The organism is Streptomyces sp. NRRL WC-3549, assembly GCF_000721935.1.
Taxonomy (GTDB): domain Bacteria; phylum Actinomycetota; class Actinomycetes; order Streptomycetales; family Streptomycetaceae; genus Streptomyces.
Map to the genome: position 1 here is coordinate 245,543 of NZ_KL585381.1, position 18,112 is coordinate 263,654.

13 protein-coding genes, 1 tRNA gene and 2 pseudogenes are annotated in these 18,112 nt (G+C 70.9%); 7 read left to right on the plus strand and 9 right to left on the minus strand.

Annotated elements, in window-relative coordinates:
• The 6 genes from pknB to IH13_RS0101410 form a co-directional block, all read right to left on the minus strand.
• Nucleotides 1-861 (minus strand): Stk1 family PASTA domain-containing Ser/Thr kinase (gene pknB / locus IH13_RS0101385; protein WP_031080310.1); only part of this gene is annotated, 861 nt, incomplete at its 3' end.
• Nucleotides 862-1,029: 168 nt separating this feature from the next.
• A complete protein-coding gene (locus IH13_RS0101390; protein WP_031080312.1) occupies nucleotides 1,030-2,487 on the minus strand; it encodes a peptidoglycan D,D-transpeptidase FtsI family protein in 1,458 nt (485 codons plus the stop codon).
• Nucleotides 2,484-3,884: an FtsW/RodA/SpoVE family cell cycle protein gene (locus tag IH13_RS0101395; RefSeq protein ID WP_031080315.1), complete on the minus strand. Its 1,401-nt coding sequence runs from the start codon at nucleotides 3,882-3,884 to the stop codon at nucleotides 2,484-2,486. Before IH13_RS0101395 ends, IH13_RS0101390 begins: the two co-directional genes overlap by 4 nt.
• A 22-nt stretch (nucleotides 3,885-3,906) precedes the next feature.
• Nucleotides 3,907-5,379 carry a Stp1/IreP family PP2C-type Ser/Thr phosphatase gene (locus IH13_RS0101400; protein ID WP_031080317.1) on the minus strand — a complete coding sequence of 491 codons (1,473 nt, stop codon included), beginning with the start codon at nucleotides 5,377-5,379 and terminating at the stop codon, nucleotides 3,907-3,909.
• A gap of 141 nt (nucleotides 5,380-5,520) precedes the next feature.
• Nucleotides 5,521-6,036, minus strand: coding sequence for an FHA domain-containing protein FhaB/FipA (locus tag IH13_RS0101405; protein WP_031080319.1), 516 nt, complete (start codon nucleotides 6,034-6,036; stop codon nucleotides 5,521-5,523).
• Nucleotides 6,037-6,046: 10 nt separating this feature from the next.
• Nucleotides 6,047-6,856 (minus strand): FhaA domain-containing protein, encoded by an 810-nt coding sequence (locus IH13_RS0101410; RefSeq protein ID WP_031080321.1) that lies wholly within the window; start codon nucleotides 6,854-6,856, stop codon nucleotides 6,047-6,049.
• 315 nt (nucleotides 6,857-7,171) lie between these two features.
• On the opposite strand from IH13_RS0101410, the gene IH13_RS0101415 reads away from it, so the two are divergent.
• A tRNA-Leu gene (locus tag IH13_RS0101415) sits at nucleotides 7,172-7,254 on the plus strand.
• 323 nt (nucleotides 7,255-7,577) lie between these two features.
• On the opposite strand, the gene IH13_RS0101420 is transcribed toward IH13_RS0101415, so the two are convergent.
• Entirely contained in the window at nucleotides 7,578-10,034 is a 2,457-nt protein-coding gene (locus IH13_RS0101420) for an ABC transporter permease (protein WP_031080323.1), read from the minus strand.
• A pseudogene (locus tag IH13_RS40300) lies at nucleotides 10,035-10,730 on the minus strand (ABC transporter ATP-binding protein); the annotation flags it as partial.
• A 337-nt stretch (nucleotides 10,731-11,067) separates the two neighbouring features.
• Here IH13_RS40300 and IH13_RS0101425 point away from each other — a divergent pair.
• Both IH13_RS0101425 and IH13_RS0101430 read left to right on the plus strand, forming a co-directional pair.
• Entirely contained in the window at nucleotides 11,068-12,366 is a 1,299-nt protein-coding gene (locus IH13_RS0101425; protein ID WP_031080325.1) for a sensor histidine kinase, read from the plus strand.
• Nucleotides 12,367-12,383: 17 nt separating this feature from the next.
• On the plus strand, nucleotides 12,384-12,998 hold the full coding sequence (locus tag IH13_RS0101430) for a LuxR C-terminal-related transcriptional regulator (RefSeq protein WP_234433184.1): 615 nt from the start codon (nucleotides 12,384-12,386) through the stop codon (nucleotides 12,996-12,998).
• Between the two features lie 78 nt (nucleotides 12,999-13,076).
• Here IH13_RS0101430 and IH13_RS36490 read toward each other — a convergent pair.
• Nucleotides 13,077-13,551 (minus strand): annotated as a pseudogene (locus IH13_RS36490) (MarR family winged helix-turn-helix transcriptional regulator).
• A gap of 83 nt (nucleotides 13,552-13,634) precedes the next feature.
• Between IH13_RS36490 and IH13_RS0101440 the strand changes: the two are divergent.
• The 4 genes from IH13_RS0101440 to IH13_RS0101455 all read left to right on the plus strand — a co-directional run bounded on the left by IH13_RS0101440 (nucleotide 13,635) and on the right by IH13_RS0101455 (nucleotide 17,909).
• A complete protein-coding gene (locus IH13_RS0101440; protein ID WP_031080329.1) occupies nucleotides 13,635-14,780 on the plus strand; it encodes an ABC-2 transporter permease in 1,146 nt (381 codons plus the stop codon).
• Between the two features lie 136 nt (nucleotides 14,781-14,916).
• On the plus strand, nucleotides 14,917-16,377 hold the full coding sequence (locus tag IH13_RS0101445) for a DUF2252 domain-containing protein (protein ID WP_031080331.1): 1,461 nt from the start codon (nucleotides 14,917-14,919) through the stop codon (nucleotides 16,375-16,377).
• 58 nt (nucleotides 16,378-16,435) lie between these two features.
• Complete coding sequence (locus tag IH13_RS0101450; protein ID WP_031080333.1) at nucleotides 16,436-17,518, plus strand: J domain-containing protein; 1,083 nt, start codon at nucleotides 16,436-16,438, stop codon at nucleotides 17,516-17,518.
• Nucleotides 17,519-17,564: 46 nt separating this feature from the next.
• The gene (locus IH13_RS0101455) at nucleotides 17,565-17,909 is read left to right on the plus strand and encodes a rhodanese-like domain-containing protein (RefSeq protein ID WP_031080335.1); all 345 of its coding nucleotides are present in this window, start codon (nucleotides 17,565-17,567) and stop codon (nucleotides 17,907-17,909) included.
• Nucleotides 17,910-18,112: the final 203 nt, after the last annotated feature.

An 18,112-nucleotide genomic window follows, 5' to 3' on the forward strand; every position in this document is an offset into this window, starting at 1 on the left:
CCCCGCCGCTGCGGCGACCGGCTGGCCGTCGAGGCAGGCCTCGATGTCGGCGCGCATCTCGTCGGCCGACTGGTAGCGGTAGTCGGGGTCCTTGGTGAGCGCCTTCAGCACGATCGCGTCCATGGCGGGCGTGATCTCGGGGTCGAAGGTGCTCGGCGGCTGAGGCTCCTCGCGTACGTGCTGGTAGGCGACGGCGACGGGTGAGTCCCCGACGAACGGGGGCCGGACCGCGAGGAGTTCGTAGAGCAGGCAACCGGTGGAGTACAGGTCGGACCGCGCGTCGACCTGCTCGCCCTTGGCCTGTTCCGGGGAGAGGTACTGGGCGGTTCCGATGACGGCCGCCGTCTGGGTCATCGTCATACCGGAGTCGCCCATGGCGCGGGCGATGCCGAAGTCCATGACCTTGACCTGGCCGGTGCGCGTCAGCATGACGTTCGCCGGCTTGATGTCGCGGTGGACGATGCCCGCGCGGTGCGAGTACTCCAGCGCCTGGAGGATGCCGACCGTCATCTCCAGGATGCGCTCCGGCAGGAGCCTGCGTCCGGAGTGCAGCAGTTCCCTGAGCGTGGAGCCGTCGACGTACTCCATCACGATGTACGGGATGGACACGCCGTCGACGTAGTCCTCACCGGTGTCGTAGACGGCGACGATCGCCGGGTGGTTGAGCGAGGCGGCCGACTGGGCCTCCCGGCGGAACCGGGCCTGGAAGGACGGGTCGCGGGCGAGATCGGCCCGCAGCGTCTTCACAGCGACGGTGCGGCCGAGCCGGGTGTCGTGCGCGAGGTAGACCTCGGCCATGCCACCACGGCCGAGCACCGAGCCCAGCTCGTACCGGCCGCCGAGGCGACGCGGCTCTTCCATAACTGATCCAGCCCTCTCCGTCAGTCCCGACCGCACCCGTGTGTGGTCCGGCGGTGCGCTGTTCGCGCTTACGCTACCGGGCTCGCCCGGAGTGATCGCCCCGCACCCGTCAGCTGATATCCGACCGGTATCCCAATGTGCTGGAGTGGACAGAAGTTGTGACGGGAGTCACTTCTTTCCGTCGAGTACGGCCTTCATCACGTTCTTGGCGATCGGTGCGGCCAGGCCGCCTCCGGAGATGTCGTCCCGGTTGGCCTCGCCGTCCTCGACGACCACGGCGACGGCGACCGGGGAGCCGCTGTCGGTCTTGGCGTACGAGATGAACCAGGCGTACGGCTTCTCGCTGTTGTTGAGGCCGTGCTGCGCGGTTCCGGTCTTGCCACCGACAGTGACGCCGTCGATCTGCGCGCTGGTTCCCGTGCCGTCCTCGACGACGGTCTCCATCATCTGCTGGATCTTCTGGGCGTTCTCCGCCGTCAGGGGCCGGCTGAGCTCTTCCTTCTCGTGCGTGTAGATGACGTCCAGGTTGGGCGCCTGCCGCTGGGCGACCATGTACGGCTTCATCAGCTTGCCGTCGTTGGCGATCGCGGAGGCCACCATGGCCATCTGGAGGGGGGTCGCACGGTTGGACGCCTGGCCGATGCCCGCCATGGCGTTCTGGGGCTTGTTGTCCTTCGGGTAGACGCTGGCGTCGGCGCGGACCGGGGTGAAGACCTCTTCGTTGAAGCCGAACTTGTCGGCCTGCTCGATCATCTTGTCGTTGCCGAGGTCGTCGCTCATCTTGCCGAAGACCGTGTTGCACGAGTAGCGCAGGGCCTCCCGGAGCGAGGCGTTCTCGCACGGGATGGAGCCCTCGTTCTGCAGCAGGTTGGTCGACTGCGGGAGCCGCCAGGGCAGCGGGGAGTCCGTCTTGGCGTCGATGTCGGTGTAGAGGCCGTTCTCCAGGGCCGCCGCGGCAGTGACGACCTTGAACGTCGAGCCGGGCGGGTAGGTCTCCCGCAGGGCCCGGTTCAGCATCGGCTTGTCCTTGTCGTCAAGGAGCTTCTGCCGGGCGTCCGCGTCCTTCAGGGAGTTGCCCGCGAAGACCGAGGGGTCGTACGAGGGGGTGCTGGCCAGCGCCAGGATCGCGCCGGTCTGCGGATCGAGGGCGACGACGGCGCCCTTCTTGTCACCGAGCCCCTTGAAGGCGGCCCGCTGTGCGGCACCGTCGAGGGTGGTGACGACGTTTCCGCCGGTCCGCTTCTCCCCGGTGAACATCGAGAGCGTCCGGTCGAAGAACAACTGGTCGCTGTTGCCGGTGAGGATGCCGTCCTCGAGGTTCTCCAGCTGCGAGGAGTCGAAGGCCTGCGAGGAGTAGCCGGTGACGGGCGCCCACATGGCGCCGTCCTTCCAGACCCGCTTGTACGTGAAGTCGCTGCCCGTGGTCTCGACGGAACCCGTGACCGGTTCGCCGTCGACGATGATGTCGCCGCGCTCGTGTGCGTACCGCTCGATCTGGACGCGGCGGTTGTGCTCGTTGGTGGTCAGCTCGTCGGCACGGACGTACTGGAGGTAGTTGGTGCGGACCAGCAGCGCCAGGATGAGGATCCCGCAGAACATCGCGATCCGGCGGAGCGGCTTGTTCACGGGCGGACCACCTGGGTCATCTCGGCGTCCGGGGACGGCGCGGGGGCCGGCGCGGGGCGGCGAGCGGTGTCGCTGATTCTGATCAGGATGCCGATCAGGGCCCAGTTGGCGATGACCGAGGAACCACCGGCCGCGAGGAACGGCATGGTCATACCGGTCAGCGGGATGAGCCCCATGACACCGCCGGCGACGACGAAGACCTGGATGGCGAAGGCGCCGGAGAGGCCGATGGCGAGCAGCTTGCCGAAGGGGTCGCGGGCGGCGAGGGCCGTACGGACACCGCGTTCGACGATGAGGCCGTAGAGGAGCAGGAAGGCCATCATGCCCGCCAGGCCGAGCTCCTCGCCCACCGTGGCGAGGATGAAGTCGGTGTTGGCGGCGAAAAGGATCAGGTCGGAGTTGCCCTGGCCGAGTCCGGTGCCGAGTGTGCCGCCGGAGCCGAACGCCATCAGGACCTGCGCCATCTGCTCGCTGGCCTGGTGGGTGCCCCAGCCGGCGAAGGGGTCGAGCCAGGCGGTCACACGGTCCTGCACGTGCGGCTCGAAGGAGGCGACTCCGACCGCGCCCACGGCGGACATCAGCAGGCCGAACACGATCCAGCTGGTGCGCTCGGTCGCCACGTACAGCATGACGACGAACATCCCGAAGAACAGCAGCGAGGTGCCGAGGTCCGTCTCGAAGACGAGGATCAGGATGGAGATCGCCCAGATCACCAGGATCGGCCCGAGGTCGCGCCCGCGCGGGAGGTACATCCCCATGAAGCGCCGGCTGGCGAGTGCCAGGGCGTCGCGCTTGACCATGAGGTAGCCGGAGAAGAAGACGGCGATGATGATCTTGGAGAACTCGCCGGGCTGGAGGGAGCCGACGCCCGGAATGGTGATCCAGATCTTCGCGCCGAACTGTGCGGGGAAGAACATCGGCAGGACGAGCAGGAAGAGCGCCACCACCATGGAGATGTAGGTGTAGCGCTGGAGGATGCGGTGGTCCTTGAGCAGCAGCAGCACACCGACGAAGAGGGCGACGCCGATCGCCGAGAAGACCAGCTGTTTCGACGCGGCGGGAGCGAAGCTGGGCAGCCTGAGCAAACGCTCCGACTGGTCCAGACGCCAGATGAGCGCCAGGCCCAGCCCGTTCAGCAGGGTCGCCAGCGGCAGCAGCAGCGGGTCGGAGTACCGGGCGTACCGGCGTACCGCGAGGTGCGCCACGCCGCCGAGCAGCGCGAGGCCCAGCCCGTATCCGAGCATGCCGGCGGGCAGTTCGCCGTTGAGGGCGAGGCCCACGTTGGCGTACGCGAACACCGAGATCAGGACCGCGAAGGCGACCAGCGCCAGCTCGGTGTTGCGGCGGCTCGGTGCGTCGATCGCGCCGATGGTGGTGGTGTTGGTGACAACGCTCATGGTGCTGAAGGCCCCCTACGGCTTACTGCTTACCGCACTGCGGGACCAGCTTCTTCTCTTCCTCCGAGAGGCTGGGGCCGGGAGTGGGGGTCGCGGTCTTCTTGTCGCCCTCGGCGGAGGGCTTGACGGACGTGTCGGCGGCCTCGTTCCGGTCCTTGGCGGCTTCCGCCTCGGCCGCGCGGCGCTGGGCGTCCTTCTTGCAGGCGGAGGCCTGCACCTCGAGTTCACCGACCTTCTTGCGGGCGTCGGCGAGGTTGCCCTCGGCGATGGTCGCCTCGACCTGCTTGCGCTGGTAGGGCGGGAGGTACTTCAGTTCGATCTCGGTGCTCTCCTCGATCTTGGAGAGGTCCACCCACGCGAGGTCCTGGCTGATCCCGCGGAAGAGCGCCACGTTGTCCTTGTCGACGCCCACGTAGAACTGGGTCTGCGTCCAGCGGTAGCCGCCGTAGACGCCGCCGCCGATGACGGCCAGCGCGAGCACGGTGTAGAGCGAGCGCTTCAGCCACTTGCGGCCTCCGCGCGGCTTCTCGAAGTCGTCGTCGGTGTACGCGTCGAAGGCGCCGTCCGGGCCGGAGTCGTACCCGAGGTCGTCACCGCTGCCGGGCGGGCCGAAGCCTCCGGCGGGCGGCGTCGCGGGCCGGCCGAGGCCGGCGGCCCGTCCGGCGGGCGTCTCCATGGCCCGGCCGTCGCTCAGCTGCGCGGCCTGGTTCTCGGCGACGGCTCCCACCACGACCGGTGTGTCGTTGAGCTGACCGGCGAGGGTGTCACCGCTGTCGACGTCCAGGACGTCGGCGACGATGCAGGTGATGTTGTCGGGACCGCCGCCGCGCAGAGCGAGCTGGATGAGGTCCTGGATGGTCTCCTGCGGGCCCTGGTAGCTCGCCAGGGTCTCTTCCATCGTCTGGTGCGAGACGACGCCGGAGAGGCCGTCGGAGCAGATCAGATAGCGGTCACCGGCGCGGACCTCACGGATGGAGAGGTCGGGCTCCACGTGGTCGCCGCTGCCCAGCGCGCGCATCAGCAGCGAGCGCTGCGGATGGGTGGTGGCCTCCTCCTCGGTGATCCTGCCCTCGTCGACGAGGCGCTGCACCCAGGTGTGGTCCTGGGTGATCTGCGTCAGCACGCCGTCGCGCAGCAGGTACGCACGCGAGTCGCCGACGTGGACGAGGCCGAGGCGCTGACCGGTCCAGAGGAGGGCGGTGAGCGTGGTGCCCATGCCCTCCAGCTGGGGGTCCTCCTCGACCATGACGCGCAGCTGGTCGTTGGCCCGCTGGACCGCCGTGCCGAGCGAGGTGAGGATGTCGGAGCCCGGCACGTCGTCGTCGAGCTGGACGAGTGTGGAGATCACCTCGGAGCTGGCGACCTCGCCGGCGGCCTGTCCGCCCATGCCGTCAGCGATGGCCAGGAGGCGGGGGCCGGCGTAACCCGAGTCCTCGTTCCCCTCCCGGATCATGCCCTTGTGCGATCCGGCGGCGAAGCGCAGGGACAAGCTCATGCGCACCTCGCCCGTCGGCTCGCCGGTCGACTGTCGCGCCAGCCGGTCTCGAGCCACACTGCCCACCCTCCGGTCGGGAGCCGGACGGGGTCCAGGGTCAGGACCGCCGCGGCTCGCTCGCTCCGCTCGCTCATTGTCGTACTACTTCCGCAGCTCGATGACGGTCTTGCCGATGCGGATCGGCGCGCCCAGCGGAACAGGTGTCGGGGTGGTGAGCCGGGTCCGGTCGAGATAGGTGCCGTTGGTGGACCCGAGATCCTCGACGATCCACTGGCCGTCACGGTCCGGGTAGATCCTGGCATGCCTGCTGGACGCGTAGTCGTCGTCCAGCACGATGGTCGAGTCGTGTGCCCGGCCCAGGGTGATGGTCTGCCCCTGGAGGGCGACCGTGGTGCCCGTGAGGGTGCCCTCGGAGACGACCAGCTTGGTGGGCGCCCCGCGCCGCTGGCGCCCGGACTGCTGGCGCTGCTGGGGCGGCGCCGCCGCCTGCTGGCGGGTCTGCTGTGGGCGCGCGTCGCCGGCAGTGCGGCGTGAGCCGCGCTGCGTGACGCGCGTTCCGAACAGGTCGCTGCGAATGACCTGGACGGCCACGATCACGAATAGCCACAGAACAGCCAGGAAACCTAGCCGCATGACCGTCAGGGTCAGCTCTGACATTGCCCCCGCTTCACCCTTCGGCTTGCCGGTAAACGATGGTGGTGCTGCCCACGACGATCCGCGAGCCGTCGCGGAGCGTAGCGCGGGTGGTGTGCTGCCCGTCCACCACGATGCCGTTGGTGGACCCGAGATCCTGGATCGTCGAGGGCGTTCCGGTCCGGATCTCACAGTGCCGACGCGATACGCCGGGGTCGTCGATCCGCACGTCGGCGTCGGTGCTTCGTCCCATCACCAACGTCGGGCGGGAGATCTGATGGCGGGTGCCGTTGATCTCGATCCAGCGCCGCACCTGTGCGTCCGGCACGGGTGCGGACGCGGGCTGCGCGCGCCAGTCACCGGCCGCTCCGCCGGGGCGCCCGCCGGGCGGCGGGGCCGCCGGCATGGGCGGAGGGGCGGTACAGGCATAGGGAGCGGGACCGGCCGGCCGGCCGGGCTGCTGTGACGTGCTCGACGCCAGGGTCCGGCTGCGCACGCGGTAGAGACCCGTGTCCAGGTCGTCCGCCTTCTCCAGGTTGACCTTGATCGGTCCCATGAAGGTGTACCGCTGCTGCTTGGCGTAGTCCCTGACGAGGCCGGACAGTTCGTCGCCGAGCTGACCGGAGTACGGGCTGAGACGCTCGTAGTCGGGGGTGCTCAGTTCGACGATGAAGTCGTTGGGCACGACGGTCCGCTCACGGTTCCAGATCGTCGCGTTGTTGTCGCACTCGCGCTGGAGGGCGCCCGCGATCTCGACCGGCTGCACCTCGGACTTGAAGACCTTGGCGAAGGTGCCGTTGACCAGACCCTCGAGACGCTGCTCGAAACGCTTCATGACTCCCATGGGGCACCTCCTCCGGTGTCGTCGTCCCTGTACTGCCTGCTGATCGTATCCACGCGCCGGGAAATCGGCTGGTTCCCCTTGTCCGCACGGCGGATGAGTGTCACCTCTCACACGGATCGTAGAGGTGGCCTCCTGCCAGTGTCCCGCACTCCGGACGCACTCAGAAGGAGTGGGGGCGGGCTCCCAGGGTTCCCGCTTCCCCTCGTGGGCCCCGGGAAACAACGGATGTGAATCCACCCCCGCCGACGTGCTAATCTTCCGGATGTCGCCAGGGGAACACACCACACGGTGGGAGAGCCTGGAAACACCACTCTTGCGCGAGTGGCGGAACGGCAGACGCGCTGGCTTCAGGTGCCAGTGTCCTTAGGGACGTGGGGGTTCAAATCCCCCCTCGCGCACAGCGGGACACCGATGAGGTGTCCGGTAGACGAAGAAGGCCCATCGTGAGAACGGTGGGCCTTCTTCGTCATGTCCGAGCGTCTGCCGGGCCCTCTCATGCCCGGGCACCCGCCGGACCTTCTCATGTGAGAGCGCCTCCCGGGTTCGGCCGACGACGGGCGGCGGACGCGGGTGGGTGTGACGGTCGTTACACGGATCGGGCCCCGGTGTGCGGGGTGCTGTGGCTGTTCCGGCAAGCATCGGTTCTGCCCAAACCGGCTTGTATGCCCCCGCGTTGACCATTCGGGCGTGCCCCCGCGCAGGCCGGCCGGCGCGGGGCGGATCACCCCCGCAGACCGGCCGACTCCACCGCCGGGCGGCGCAGCGCGAGTGAGGCCGGGACGACGGACGAGACCAGGGCGACCACCGCGCAGGCTCCCGCCGCCATGCCGATCGTCGCCCAGGGCATCTGGATCGTGCTGTGCACCGACAGCAGGCCGAGGGCGCTCCACAGACCCACCAGTTCGAGCCCGGCCACCAGGACGCCCAGGACCGTGCCGACGGCGACGACCGTCAGTGCCTCGGCGCCGACCAGTCGTAGCACCTGCCGGTGGGTGGCCCCGGCCAGTCGCAGGACCACCAGGTCGCGGACCCGGTCGGAGGTCGCCATGACCATGGTGTTGGCCAGGGAGAAGCCGGAGTACAGCAGGGCGATCCCCAGGACCAGCAGGAGGCCGAGGCGTGTGGTGCGGTCCGTCCCCGGGCGGGTGTCCCGGATCCATTCGTCCCGGGTGAGGACCCGCCCGCCGGTGTCTCCCACCGCGGTTCGCAGTCCGGCGGCCACCGTGGCGCCGTCGGCCCCGGGGCCGACGGCGACGTCGACGCGGTCGGTGCTCGCCCCCGGGGCGTTGCGCGGGGTCACGTAGACGCCGTTGTCGCCTGTGCCGGCGGCCGTCACCGCGGCGATCCGCAGCGTCCTCTCCGTCCCGTCGCCGAGCCACACCGGTACCCGCTGCCCCACGGTGTGCCGGTCCCATTCCTCGTTGACGATGATCGAGCCGTCGTCGAGGTCGCTCGTCCTGCCCGCCACGAGCGGCAGCCGGGTGGTGGCCGCGAGTGCCCCGGGGTCGACGGCACGGGCTTCGGACCTGATGAGGGCCACCCCCTCCTCCAGGACGTAGACGGCGCCGGAGGACGTCGCGGACACCGCGGCGCCGGGCACCTGACGCAGCTTGCGCAGGGTGTCCGGGGCGAAGCCGTCGGGGGACGGCGGGGTGACGACGAACGCGGTGGTGATCCGGTCGCGGGTCTCGGCGGCCTTCGCCTCGTTCAGTGTGCCGGTGGCACCCAGCAGGGAGCCCGTGAGGGCGACCGTGACCAGGACGGGGGCGGCGACAGCGGCGGTCCGGCGCACCCCTGCGGCCGCGTTCTCGCGTACCAGCATGCCGCCGGCCCCGGGGAGCCGGGCCGGAAGCCAGGTCAGCAACCGGGTCAGCGGGCCCGCCACGACCGGGGCGAGGAGCGCGGTGGCGGTGATCAGCAGCATGGGGCGGCTCACGTAGGTCTTGCGGTGCAGCAGGTCCCCTGGGTCGCCGTACAGGGTCAGGCCCAGGGTCATGGCCGCGGTCAGCAGCAGGGCCGAGCCGGTGAGCCCACGGCTCCACGGCATGGTCCTGGCGTCCACGGAGGCCTCGCGCAGCGCCTCGGTGGGCCTGGTACGCCCGGCCCGCCAGGAGGCGGCGAGAACCCCGCACAGGGAGACGAGCAGGCCGGTCCAGAAGGCCAGGTGGTACGGCCAGGTGGCGGGTCCGATGGCGAACCACCGCGGCCCGAGGCCGTTGCCGACGACCCGGTCGGCCAGCCGGGGCGCGGCGTGGGAACCGAGGACGCAGCCGGCGGCCGAGGCGAGGACACCGATCAGGAGGGCTTCGGCGACCACCATGCGGCGGATCTGCCCAGGGGTCGCCCCGGCCGTACGGAGCAACCCGAACTCGCGGCGCCGCTGGGCGACCGCGAACGCGAAGGTGGACGCCACCACGAAGACCGATACGAAGGCGGTGACACCGCCTGCCGTGCCGAACAGGGAGTTCATCGCGGTGAGGGCCCTGGCGTCCCGGTCGGGGTCTGCGTCCGCGGCGCGGCGCCGGGAGCCGGTGAGGACCTGCACACCGTCGCTGCCCCGTACGGCCTCGCGTACGGCCGCGGCGTCGGCGTCCACCACCAGCTGGGTGCTCTGCGGCGCCAGCTCGGCGGCCCGTGTGTCGGTGTAGAAGACGGCCTCCTCGAACCCCCGTGAGGGTGTGGTGCCGACGACGCGCACGGTGCCGTCCGCGGTCCGCAGTGCGTCGCCGGGCCGTGCCCAGTCGCCGGTGACGACGACCTCGTCGGCCGTGCGGGGGGCGCGTCCCGCGCCGAGTTCGTACGGGGCGAAGGCGGCGGTGGACCAGGGGTGGCCCACCAGGTCGCCGGGGGCGCCCGGGGCCCGTACGGCGAACGAGCGGTCCTCGACCACAGGGCCGAGTCCTCGGAGCTCGCGGACGGTTGCGGCGGGCACGGGGCGTGGATGTGCGAGGGGCCGCACCCGGTCACCGGCGGCGGTGGGCACGCGCAGCGTGTCGGCGCCCCTGACCACGACGGGAGCGGCGGCGAACCGCTCTGGTGCCCGCTCGGGTGCGTCGAGCGACGAGGCGAGGGCCAGGCCCGCCACGGTCAGGAGCGCCACCCCCAGCGTGAGTGCGGCGAAGCTGCCCGTGAAGGTGATCCAACGGGTCCGTACGGTGCCCAGGGCGATGCTCAGCACGGCGCCGCGTCCCACGCGGTCAGGTGCGCCGGTGACCCGGCCGTCGACGAGGAAGACCACGCGGTCGGAGTAGGAGGCGGCGACGGGGTCGTGCGTGACCATGACGATGGTCCGTTCCTCACGGTCGACCATGGCACGCAGCAGCGAGAGGACCTCGCGGCTGGTCCGCGAGTCGAGGGCGCCGGTCGGTTCGTCGGCGAAGACCACCTCGGGCCGGGTGATCAGGGCGCGGGCCAGGGCCACGCGCTGTTGCTGGCCGCCGGACAGCTCTGCCGGACGGTGCCCGGCCCGCCCACCGAGCCCGACCTGCTGGAGCACCTCGCGTATGCGGGCCCTGGGGACGCGCCGGCCGGCGAGGCGCAGCGGCAGTGCCACGTTCTGCTCGGCTGTCAGCGACGGCAGCAGGTTGAAGGCCTGGAAGACGAAGCCGATCCGGTCACGGCGCAACAGGGTCAGCCGGGTCTCGCTCAGCTTCGTCAGATCGGTGCCGCCCAGGACGACAGATCCGGCGCTGGGACGGTCGAGGCCGGCGGCACATTGCAACAGGGTCGACTTGCCGGACCCGGAAGGTCCCATGACCGCGGTGAACGTCCCGCGCGGGAAGGACAGTGACACTCCGTCGAGCGCCGTCACGGCGTCGTCGCCCGAGCCGTGGCGCCTGCTGACGGAGCACAACTGGATCGCGTCGTCGTTCATCCGGCCCCACTCGTCCGAGGCCGGTCCCCCTGCGTGTCCGGCAGCGGGGGCGGCCGGGTCGTCGGGGCCGGGGCCCTTCCGGAGCGGTCGGGGCACCAGCGGTGGGTGCCGGTGTGTGGGCTCTGGGCACCGGGATGCGCTGTTCATATGTGTGTCCTTCGCCGGCCGTTGCTTCATCGGGGCGTCACCACCTCTGTTTTTCGGTAGCTTCACGAAATCGCGAGGGGGTGCCCCGGCACAGTCCGGCAGGAGCGAGACCTTGGGTAGGGCCGGCCCTACCCGTGGTGGGGCGTCAGGGCCCGTGGGCCGCACCCGAGTCGTCTTCTACGGTGACGGCATGGACCCCCGTTCCGTATGGCAGGCCATGGCACGACCTGGTTTCCTGCTGTCCTCGTGGCCGTGGCGCTCGGCTGCCTACCTGCTCACCGGTGCGGTGGCCGGGGCCGTCGTCCTGATGGGGCTCGTGTCCGCCGCCGTGGCCGGCGGTTTACTCACCGTGGTGCTGGTGGGACTGCCGTTGCTCGTTCTCACGGCGCTCGCGGGCCTCCCGGTGGCCTGGGCGGAGCGGCACAGGCTGCGCCTGGTCGACCGGTCCCCGGCCCACGGGCAGCACCGCAAGCCCGCGGCCGAGGGGCTGTGGCCCTGGCTCACGACCCGGGCGCGGGAACAGGCGACCTGGCGGGAGCTGGGCTACGTGGTGTTGTTCGCGGGCCTGCTGTGGCCGGTCGACGCGCTCGCCGTCACCGTGGCCCTGCTCGTCCCGCTGTCCATGGTCACCACCCCACTGTGGATGGCCACGACAGGGGGCGGCGAGGAGGCGAAGGTGCTCAAACTGTGGACAGTCACCACCTGGCCGGGTGCCTTCGGGTTCGCGGTGATCGGCACCGTGCTCCTGGGCCTTGGCGCGTACGTTCTGGGGGGCGTGGCCGGGGCCAGGGCCGAACTGACCCGACTGCTGATCGCGCCACGGGACAGCGGAACGGACGCCACCGTGAGGGAACTGACGCGCTCCCGGGTGCGGTTGGTGGACGCTTTCGAGGCGGAACGGCGCCGCATCGAGCGGGACCTGCACGACGGAGCCCAACAACGTCTGGTGGCCCTGACGATGGCTCTCGGGCTGGCCCGGCTGGACGCCTCCGAGGGCCCGCTCGCCGAGCAACTCGTCAAGGCCCACGACGAGGCCGGCAAGGCGCTGGCGGAGCTGCGCGAACTGATCCGCGGTATCCACCCCCAAGTGCTCGCCGACTACGGCTTGGAGGCCGCCGTGGCCGATGCCGCGGACCGCTCCGTCGTTCCGGTGGACGTGGACATGGATCTTCCGGGGCGGTTCCCGCAATCCGTGGAGGCCGCGGGGTACTTCGTCGTGTGTGAGGCGCTCGCCAATGTGGGCCGGCACAGCGGTGCCACCCGTGCGCGGGTGAGTGGGGGCTACCGCGACGGCCGGCTCACGCTGAAAGTGAGCGACGACGGGCGGGGCGGTGCCGACGCCGCGCGGGGGAGCGGGCTGACCGGACTCGCAGACCGGGTCTCGGTCCTTGATGGCAGACTCTCCGTGTCCAGTCCACCGGGTGGCCCGACCCTGTTGCGTGTGGAGATTCCTTGCGAGTTGACCGAGACGGCCGATCGCTGCGCGTAGTGCTGGCTGAGGACAGCGTGCTGCTACGGGAAGGTCTCATCAGTCTGCTCGAACGGCTCGGACACGAGGTGGTCGCGGCCGTCGGAGACGCGAAGGCGCTCGTCGCCGCCGTGGAGGAACACGGCCCCGACATCGTGGTGACGGACGTGCGCATGCCGCCGGGGTTCCAGGACGAGGGCCTGCACGCGGCGGTGCGGCTGCGTGAGGTGCGCCCCACTCTTCCGGTGCTCGTGCTGAGCCAGTACGTACAGCGGACCTACGCCTCGGACCTACTGGATTCCGGCGACGGCACGGGCATCGGTTACCTGCTGAAGGACAGGGTCGGGCAGGTCGAGGAGTTCGTGGACGCCCTGTGCGAGGTGGCGGCCGGCGGCACGGTCGTCGACCCGGAGGTGGTGCGCCAGTTGCTGCGACGCCGCCGCGATCCGCTGGAGCGGCTGACCCCGCGCGAACGTGAGGTGCTGGCCCTGATCGCGGAAGGCAAGTCGAACGGCGCCGTCGCCCGTGAACTGGTGGTGTCCGAGGCGGCGGTCGGCAAGCACATCGGCAACATTCTGGCCAAGCTGGACCTCCCTCAGGCGGACGAGACCCATCGCAGGGTGCTGGCTGTTCTGGCCTTTCTCCGGGCGTGACCGTCGGCGGGCCGCGTGTCTTCACGTGGACGGGCGCGTCCGACGTTTCACGTGAAACGCCGCGAGTCATCGACGCCGTCAGAGCGCGGCGATGTCACCCCCGGCCGCGTTGTAGCGCAAGAGGTAATCGGCGAACTGCGCGAGATCGTCCGCCGTCCATGAGCCGAGACGCTCCCGGTAGGCCGTGCGGCGGCTCCCGGTAGGCCGTGCGGCGGCTGGCCTGCGTCGAGGCGAGGGCGTCCGAGCCGCGGTCGGTCGGGTGCAGTACCTGCATGCGGTGGTCGTCCGGATCCGGGTGCCGTTCGACGAGGCCGAGTTTCTCCAGGGCCGCGACCTGCCGGCTGACGGTGGACTTGTCGAGCAGGTAGTGCGCCGCCAGGTCGGTGGCGCGGCAGCCCTGCTGGTGCTCGATGTGCGCGAGCAGGGTGTAGGAGACCAAAGGCAGGTCGGGGTGGAGCCGGGCGGCGGTCGCACGCGCACGGCGTGCGAAAGCCGTCAGCTCACGCTGGATGACGTCCAGCGACTCCTCGCGTTCCCGGGGCGTGTCCGTCACCAGATCACCTTTCCGTCAGGCAGTAGGTGTATGTTACAACTAAAGGGAAAGTTGTAAAACCCAACTATGGGAGGACTGGACGGATGTCCGCAGGTCCGAGCGCGGCCCCCGGTGCGAATGCCGGGGCGCTGCGCCATGTGCTCAGCCATCTCGTCACGCCGCTGCTGATGTGCGTCGGTATGGGGCTCGCCTACCTGGGGGCCTTCCACGCCCCGGAACCGCATGACCTGAGGGTGGACGTCGTGGGGTCCGGGGCCGGTGCCCAGGTGCTCGCGCAGACCCTGCAGGACGAGGGCGACGGCGCGTTGAGTGTGCGTACGGTGGCCGACCGCGACACCGCGGTGGACCACCTGATGACCCAGCGAAGCTACGGTGCCTATCTTCCGGGTCTTCCGGGTCTTCCGGGGAAGAGCCCGGAACTGCTGGTGGCGACCGCTTCGTCCGACACCAGTGCCACGGTGGTCCAGAAGGTGTTCACCGGCGTCGCGGCCGAACAGGGCGCGCCGCTCAAGGTGACGGACGTGGCGCCGACGGCGGACGGGGATCCGACCGGCCAGGGCCTCTTCTTCCTGATGGTGGCCGTCAGTATCGGCTCCTACGCGTCGGTCGCGGTGATCGGTGGCGCCGGCGCCGTACTCGCGTTGCGGCTGCGGGCGGCGCTGGCGATCGGGACCTCGTTCGTGGTGAGCCTGATCGGCGTGGGGTTCGCGGGGCCGATGTTCGGCCTCGTGGACCACGGGCTCGGCGGACTCTGGGCGATGGCGTGGCTGTACTCGGCGGGAATCCTGCTGGTGGGGGTGGGACTGCACACCTTCCTCAAGCGGTGGACCACGCTCGGGGTGATGGCGCTCTTCGTCATGCTCAACTTCACCAGTTCCGGGGGCATCTTCCGTCCGGAGCTCCAGCCCGGGTTCTTCGGTTCCCTGCATGCCTTCTGGAACGGCGCGGGCTTCGTCGAGGGACTGCGCAGCCACGTGTACTTCGGTGGATTCGGCCTGGGCCGGCACGTGCTCGTCCTGGCGCTCTGGTTCGTGGCGGGCCTGGCCGTCGTGGGGGTGGCGGGTCGTGCCGAGGCGAGGCGGCGTCGCCTCGCTCCCCGGACGCCCGGCGGGACGGGCGCGCCGACGGGTGCTGTTCCTACGGGTGCGGCCCGGCCCGCCGTCCCCACGAAGGGGGACGGCGAGGACGAGGAGAGGGAGGAGGAGATGGAGGAGGCGGTCGGGGTCTGAGCACCCCGGACTCCCCGTTGTCCACAGGCGTTCTCCCGAGTTCTCCACAGCGGAAGACGGCGGTTACGGAGCGCCTGTACCGTCGTCGCGTTCGACAGGTAGAACGGCTGGACGAGGGCGGGGGAGGCGACGCTCCATGAGTGGAACCGATGTGACGGTGCCGGCGCGGCGGACGATGGACAAGCCCCGTATCCCGGTCGTGCCGGGCTTCGCGCAACGCCCGGCCGGAGCGGGGCGGGGGCGTGCGGCGGCTCGTACGACGTCCCCGAAGGCGGCCGGGAAGGCGTTGCGGCTCGCGGTGCCGCGTGCGCGGCACAGCCGCCTGGACCTGCCCTCCGACCGGCCCGACGCGGTGCGGGCGGTCGAGGAGTCCAACCGGGGCAGGGTCCCCGCGCTGACGCCGATCCGGGTGGGACGCATGGCGGCGACGCCTTTCGCCTTCCTGCGCGGTTCGGCCGGACTGATGGCACACGACCTGACGGGCACACCGGTCACCGGAGTGGGCGCCCAGCTCTGCGGCGACGCCCACGCGGCCAACTTCGGACTGTACGGCGACGCGCGGGGCAACCTGGTCATCGATCTGAACGACTTCGACGAGACCGTCTTCGGCCCGTGGGAGTGGGACCTCAAGCGGCTGGCCACGTCGCTGGTGCTCGCCGGCCGTGAGGCGGGCGCGGACGAGGAGACCTGCCGCCGGGGCGCGTACGACACGGTGGGCGCCTACCGGCGCACGATGCGTCTGCTGGCCCGGCTGCCCGCGCTGGACGCCTGGAACGCCATCGCGGACGAGGAGCTCGTCTCGCACACCGACGCGCGTGATCTGCTGGGGACGCTGGAGCGGGTCTCGGCCAAGGCCCGTAACAACACCAGTGCCCGCTTCGCGGCCAGATCCACGGCGGACTCCGGCGACGACGGCCGCTGCTTCGTCGACGCGCCCCCGGTACTGCGCCGGGTCTCCGACGCGGAAGCGGCGGCCGTGGCGGCGGGGCTGGCGGGGTACCTGGAGACGGTGTCGGAGGACCGCGTCCCGCTGCTCGCGCGTTACGCGATCCACGACGTGGCGTTCCGCGTCGTCGGTACGGGAAGCGTGGGGACCCGGTCGTACGTCGTGCTGCTGCTCGACCACCGCGGTGAGCCGCTGGTCCTGCAGGTGAAGGAAGCCCGTCCCTCCGCTCTCTCACCGCATCTTCCGGCGGTCGGATTCGACGTGCCGGCCGTCGGGCACGAGGGGCGCCGGGTGGTCCTCGGCCAGAAGCGGATGCAGGTCGTGAGCGACATTTTGCTCGGCTGGGCGGAAGTGGACGGCCGGCCGTACCAGGTGCGTCAGTTCAGGAACCGCAAGGGCAGCGTGGACCCGGGCGCGCTGGCGGCGGACGAGGTCGACGACTACGGGCGGATGACCGGTGCACTGCTGGCCCGGGCTCACGCGCACAGCGCGGACCCGCGGCTGCTCGCGGGCTACTGCGGGAAGAACGACGAGCTGGACGAGGCGGTCGCCGAGTTCGCGGTGACCTACGCGGACAGGACGGAAGCGGACCACACCGAGCTCGTGCGGGCGGTCGGAGCGGGACGCATAGCCGCCGAGTCCGGCGTATGAACGGCTCGACGGCCGCCGCGCGTCCTCGGGGCCGGGGCATTGGCCATACGCTGGACGGGTGACCCACGAAGCCGCCGGGGTGCCGGCCACCCGGAACGACGAAGACCGGCAGGACCACGACCGGCAGGACCACGCCCAGTGGGGCCAGGAGCAGCGGCAAGGGGACCGGCCGCAGCAGCCGGGCCGGCCCGCGACCACGGCCGATGACGCGGCGGCCTGGTCCGCCGGTGAGCCTGCCTGGGCAGATGACCCCACCGGGGAGGCCGGTGCGCCTGCCGGGGAGGCCGCTCCGCCTACCGCCGCGGCCGGTACGCCTGCCGGGGAGGCCGGTGGTACGACGGCGGGGGACGCCGGTGGCCAGGCCGCCCCCCGGCCCGAGGAGCGGTTGGCGAAGGCCGTGCGCGTGGCCGAGCAGGCGTTGATCGAGTTCGAGATCGCGGTGGAGACCTTCCGGGTGGAGGTCGAGAACTTCTCCCGGCTGCACCACCAGAAGCTCGGCCCGATGTACGCGCGGCTGGACGAGCTGGACGCACAGATCGCGGAGGCGCGTGCCGCGAGGACCGGGGACCCGGAAGACCTGCGCAAGGCGCGGGAGGCCCGGGCGATCGTCATGCCGATGCCGGGTGTGGAGGAGCTCTTCCACGACTGGATGGACTCCGACGGTCTCTCGCCCGAGGCCGCGGCGATGCTCACGGAGCAGCCGGTCCGCCCGCCCAAGCGGGTCCGGCCGGGCGAGGAGGCGCGCAAGCTCTACCGGGAGCTGGCCCGCAAGGCCCACCCCGACCTGGCACCCGACGAGGCCGAGCGGGCCCGCCGGGACGAGTTCATCGCCCGGGTCAATGCGGCGTACGGGCGCGGCGACGTCGACCTGCTCAAGGAACTGGCCGCCGAATGGGCCGCCGGCCCGGCGACACCGGATCTCCGGCTGAGCGAGAGCGAGGAGCTCTACGCGCGGCTGGAGTGGCTGAGCCGCCGCAAGGAACTCCTCACGGTCCTCGCCAAGGAGCTGGAGGAGAGCGCCATCGGCTCGATGCTGCGCATGGCACCCGACGACCCGGACCGGCTGCTCGACGACATCGGCGAGAAACTCCTGGGTGAGGTGTCCCAGCGCGAGACCGAGCTGGCGGAGCTGGTGCAGTAGCGTTCCCGGTGACCCTGGCGCGTACGTACGAGAGAAGGCATGACCCATGAATTTCGCCCCGCTGCCCTCGGTGGACGTCGCGGCGGTGCCGTCGGACGGCCTCGTGCTGGATGTCCGTGAGGCCGACGAGTGGGCGGCCGGTCACGTCGAGGGGGCGCTGCACATTCCCATGAGTGACTTCGTGGGCCGCTTCGGCGAACTGACCGAGGCGGCCGACGACGGCCGTCGAGTGCACGTCATGTGCCGGGTGGGTGGCCGGTCCGCCCAGGTCACCCAGTACCTGGTGCAGCAGGGCGTCGACGCGGTGAACGTCGAGGGCGGCATGCTCGCCTGGGACGGTGCCGGGCGTCCGATGGTCACGGACGACGGCAACCCGGCGTTCGTCCTCTGAACGTCGCCCGTCCGGTACGGTCCACCCACCCCGCGCGCCGGGCACGGTTTTCCCGCCCGCGTCCCGGGCACGGTCCGATGCCGGTGCGCCGGGGCGGCTCCCTTCCGTGTGCCCCGGCGCCTTTGCTCCTCGGCTGCGAGCCGCGAGTCGTGAGCCGCGAGTCGTGAGCTGACAGCCTGAGCTGTGAGCTGTGAGCTGTGAGC

What these genes read in the sequence shown, in the direction of transcription:
- IH13_RS0101395 (WP_031080315.1), bottom strand. Translation starts at nt 3,884, where the DNA reads ATGAGCGTTGTCACCAACACCACCACCATCGGCGCGATCGACGCACCG.
- IH13_RS0101400 (WP_031080317.1), bottom strand. Translation starts at nt 5,379, where the DNA reads ATGAGCTTGTCCCTGCGCTTCGCCGCCGGATCGCACAAGGGCATGATC.
- IH13_RS0101405 (WP_031080319.1), bottom strand. Translation starts at nt 6,036, where the DNA reads ATGTCAGAGCTGACCCTGACGGTCATGCGGCTAGGTTTCCTGGCTGTT.
- IH13_RS0101410 (WP_031080321.1), bottom strand. Translation starts at nt 6,856, where the DNA reads ATGGGAGTCATGAAGCGTTTCGAGCAGCGTCTCGAGGGTCTGGTCAAC.
- IH13_RS0101425 (WP_031080325.1), top strand. Translation starts at nt 11,068, where the DNA reads ATGGACCCCCGTTCCGTATGGCAGGCCATGGCACGACCTGGTTTCCTG.
- IH13_RS0101440 (WP_031080329.1), top strand. Translation starts at nt 13,635, where the DNA reads ATGTCCGCAGGTCCGAGCGCGGCCCCCGGTGCGAATGCCGGGGCGCTG.
- IH13_RS0101445 (WP_031080331.1), top strand. Translation starts at nt 14,917, where the DNA reads ATGAGTGGAACCGATGTGACGGTGCCGGCGCGGCGGACGATGGACAAG.
- IH13_RS0101455 (WP_031080335.1), top strand. Translation starts at nt 17,565, where the DNA reads ATGAATTTCGCCCCGCTGCCCTCGGTGGACGTCGCGGCGGTGCCGTCG.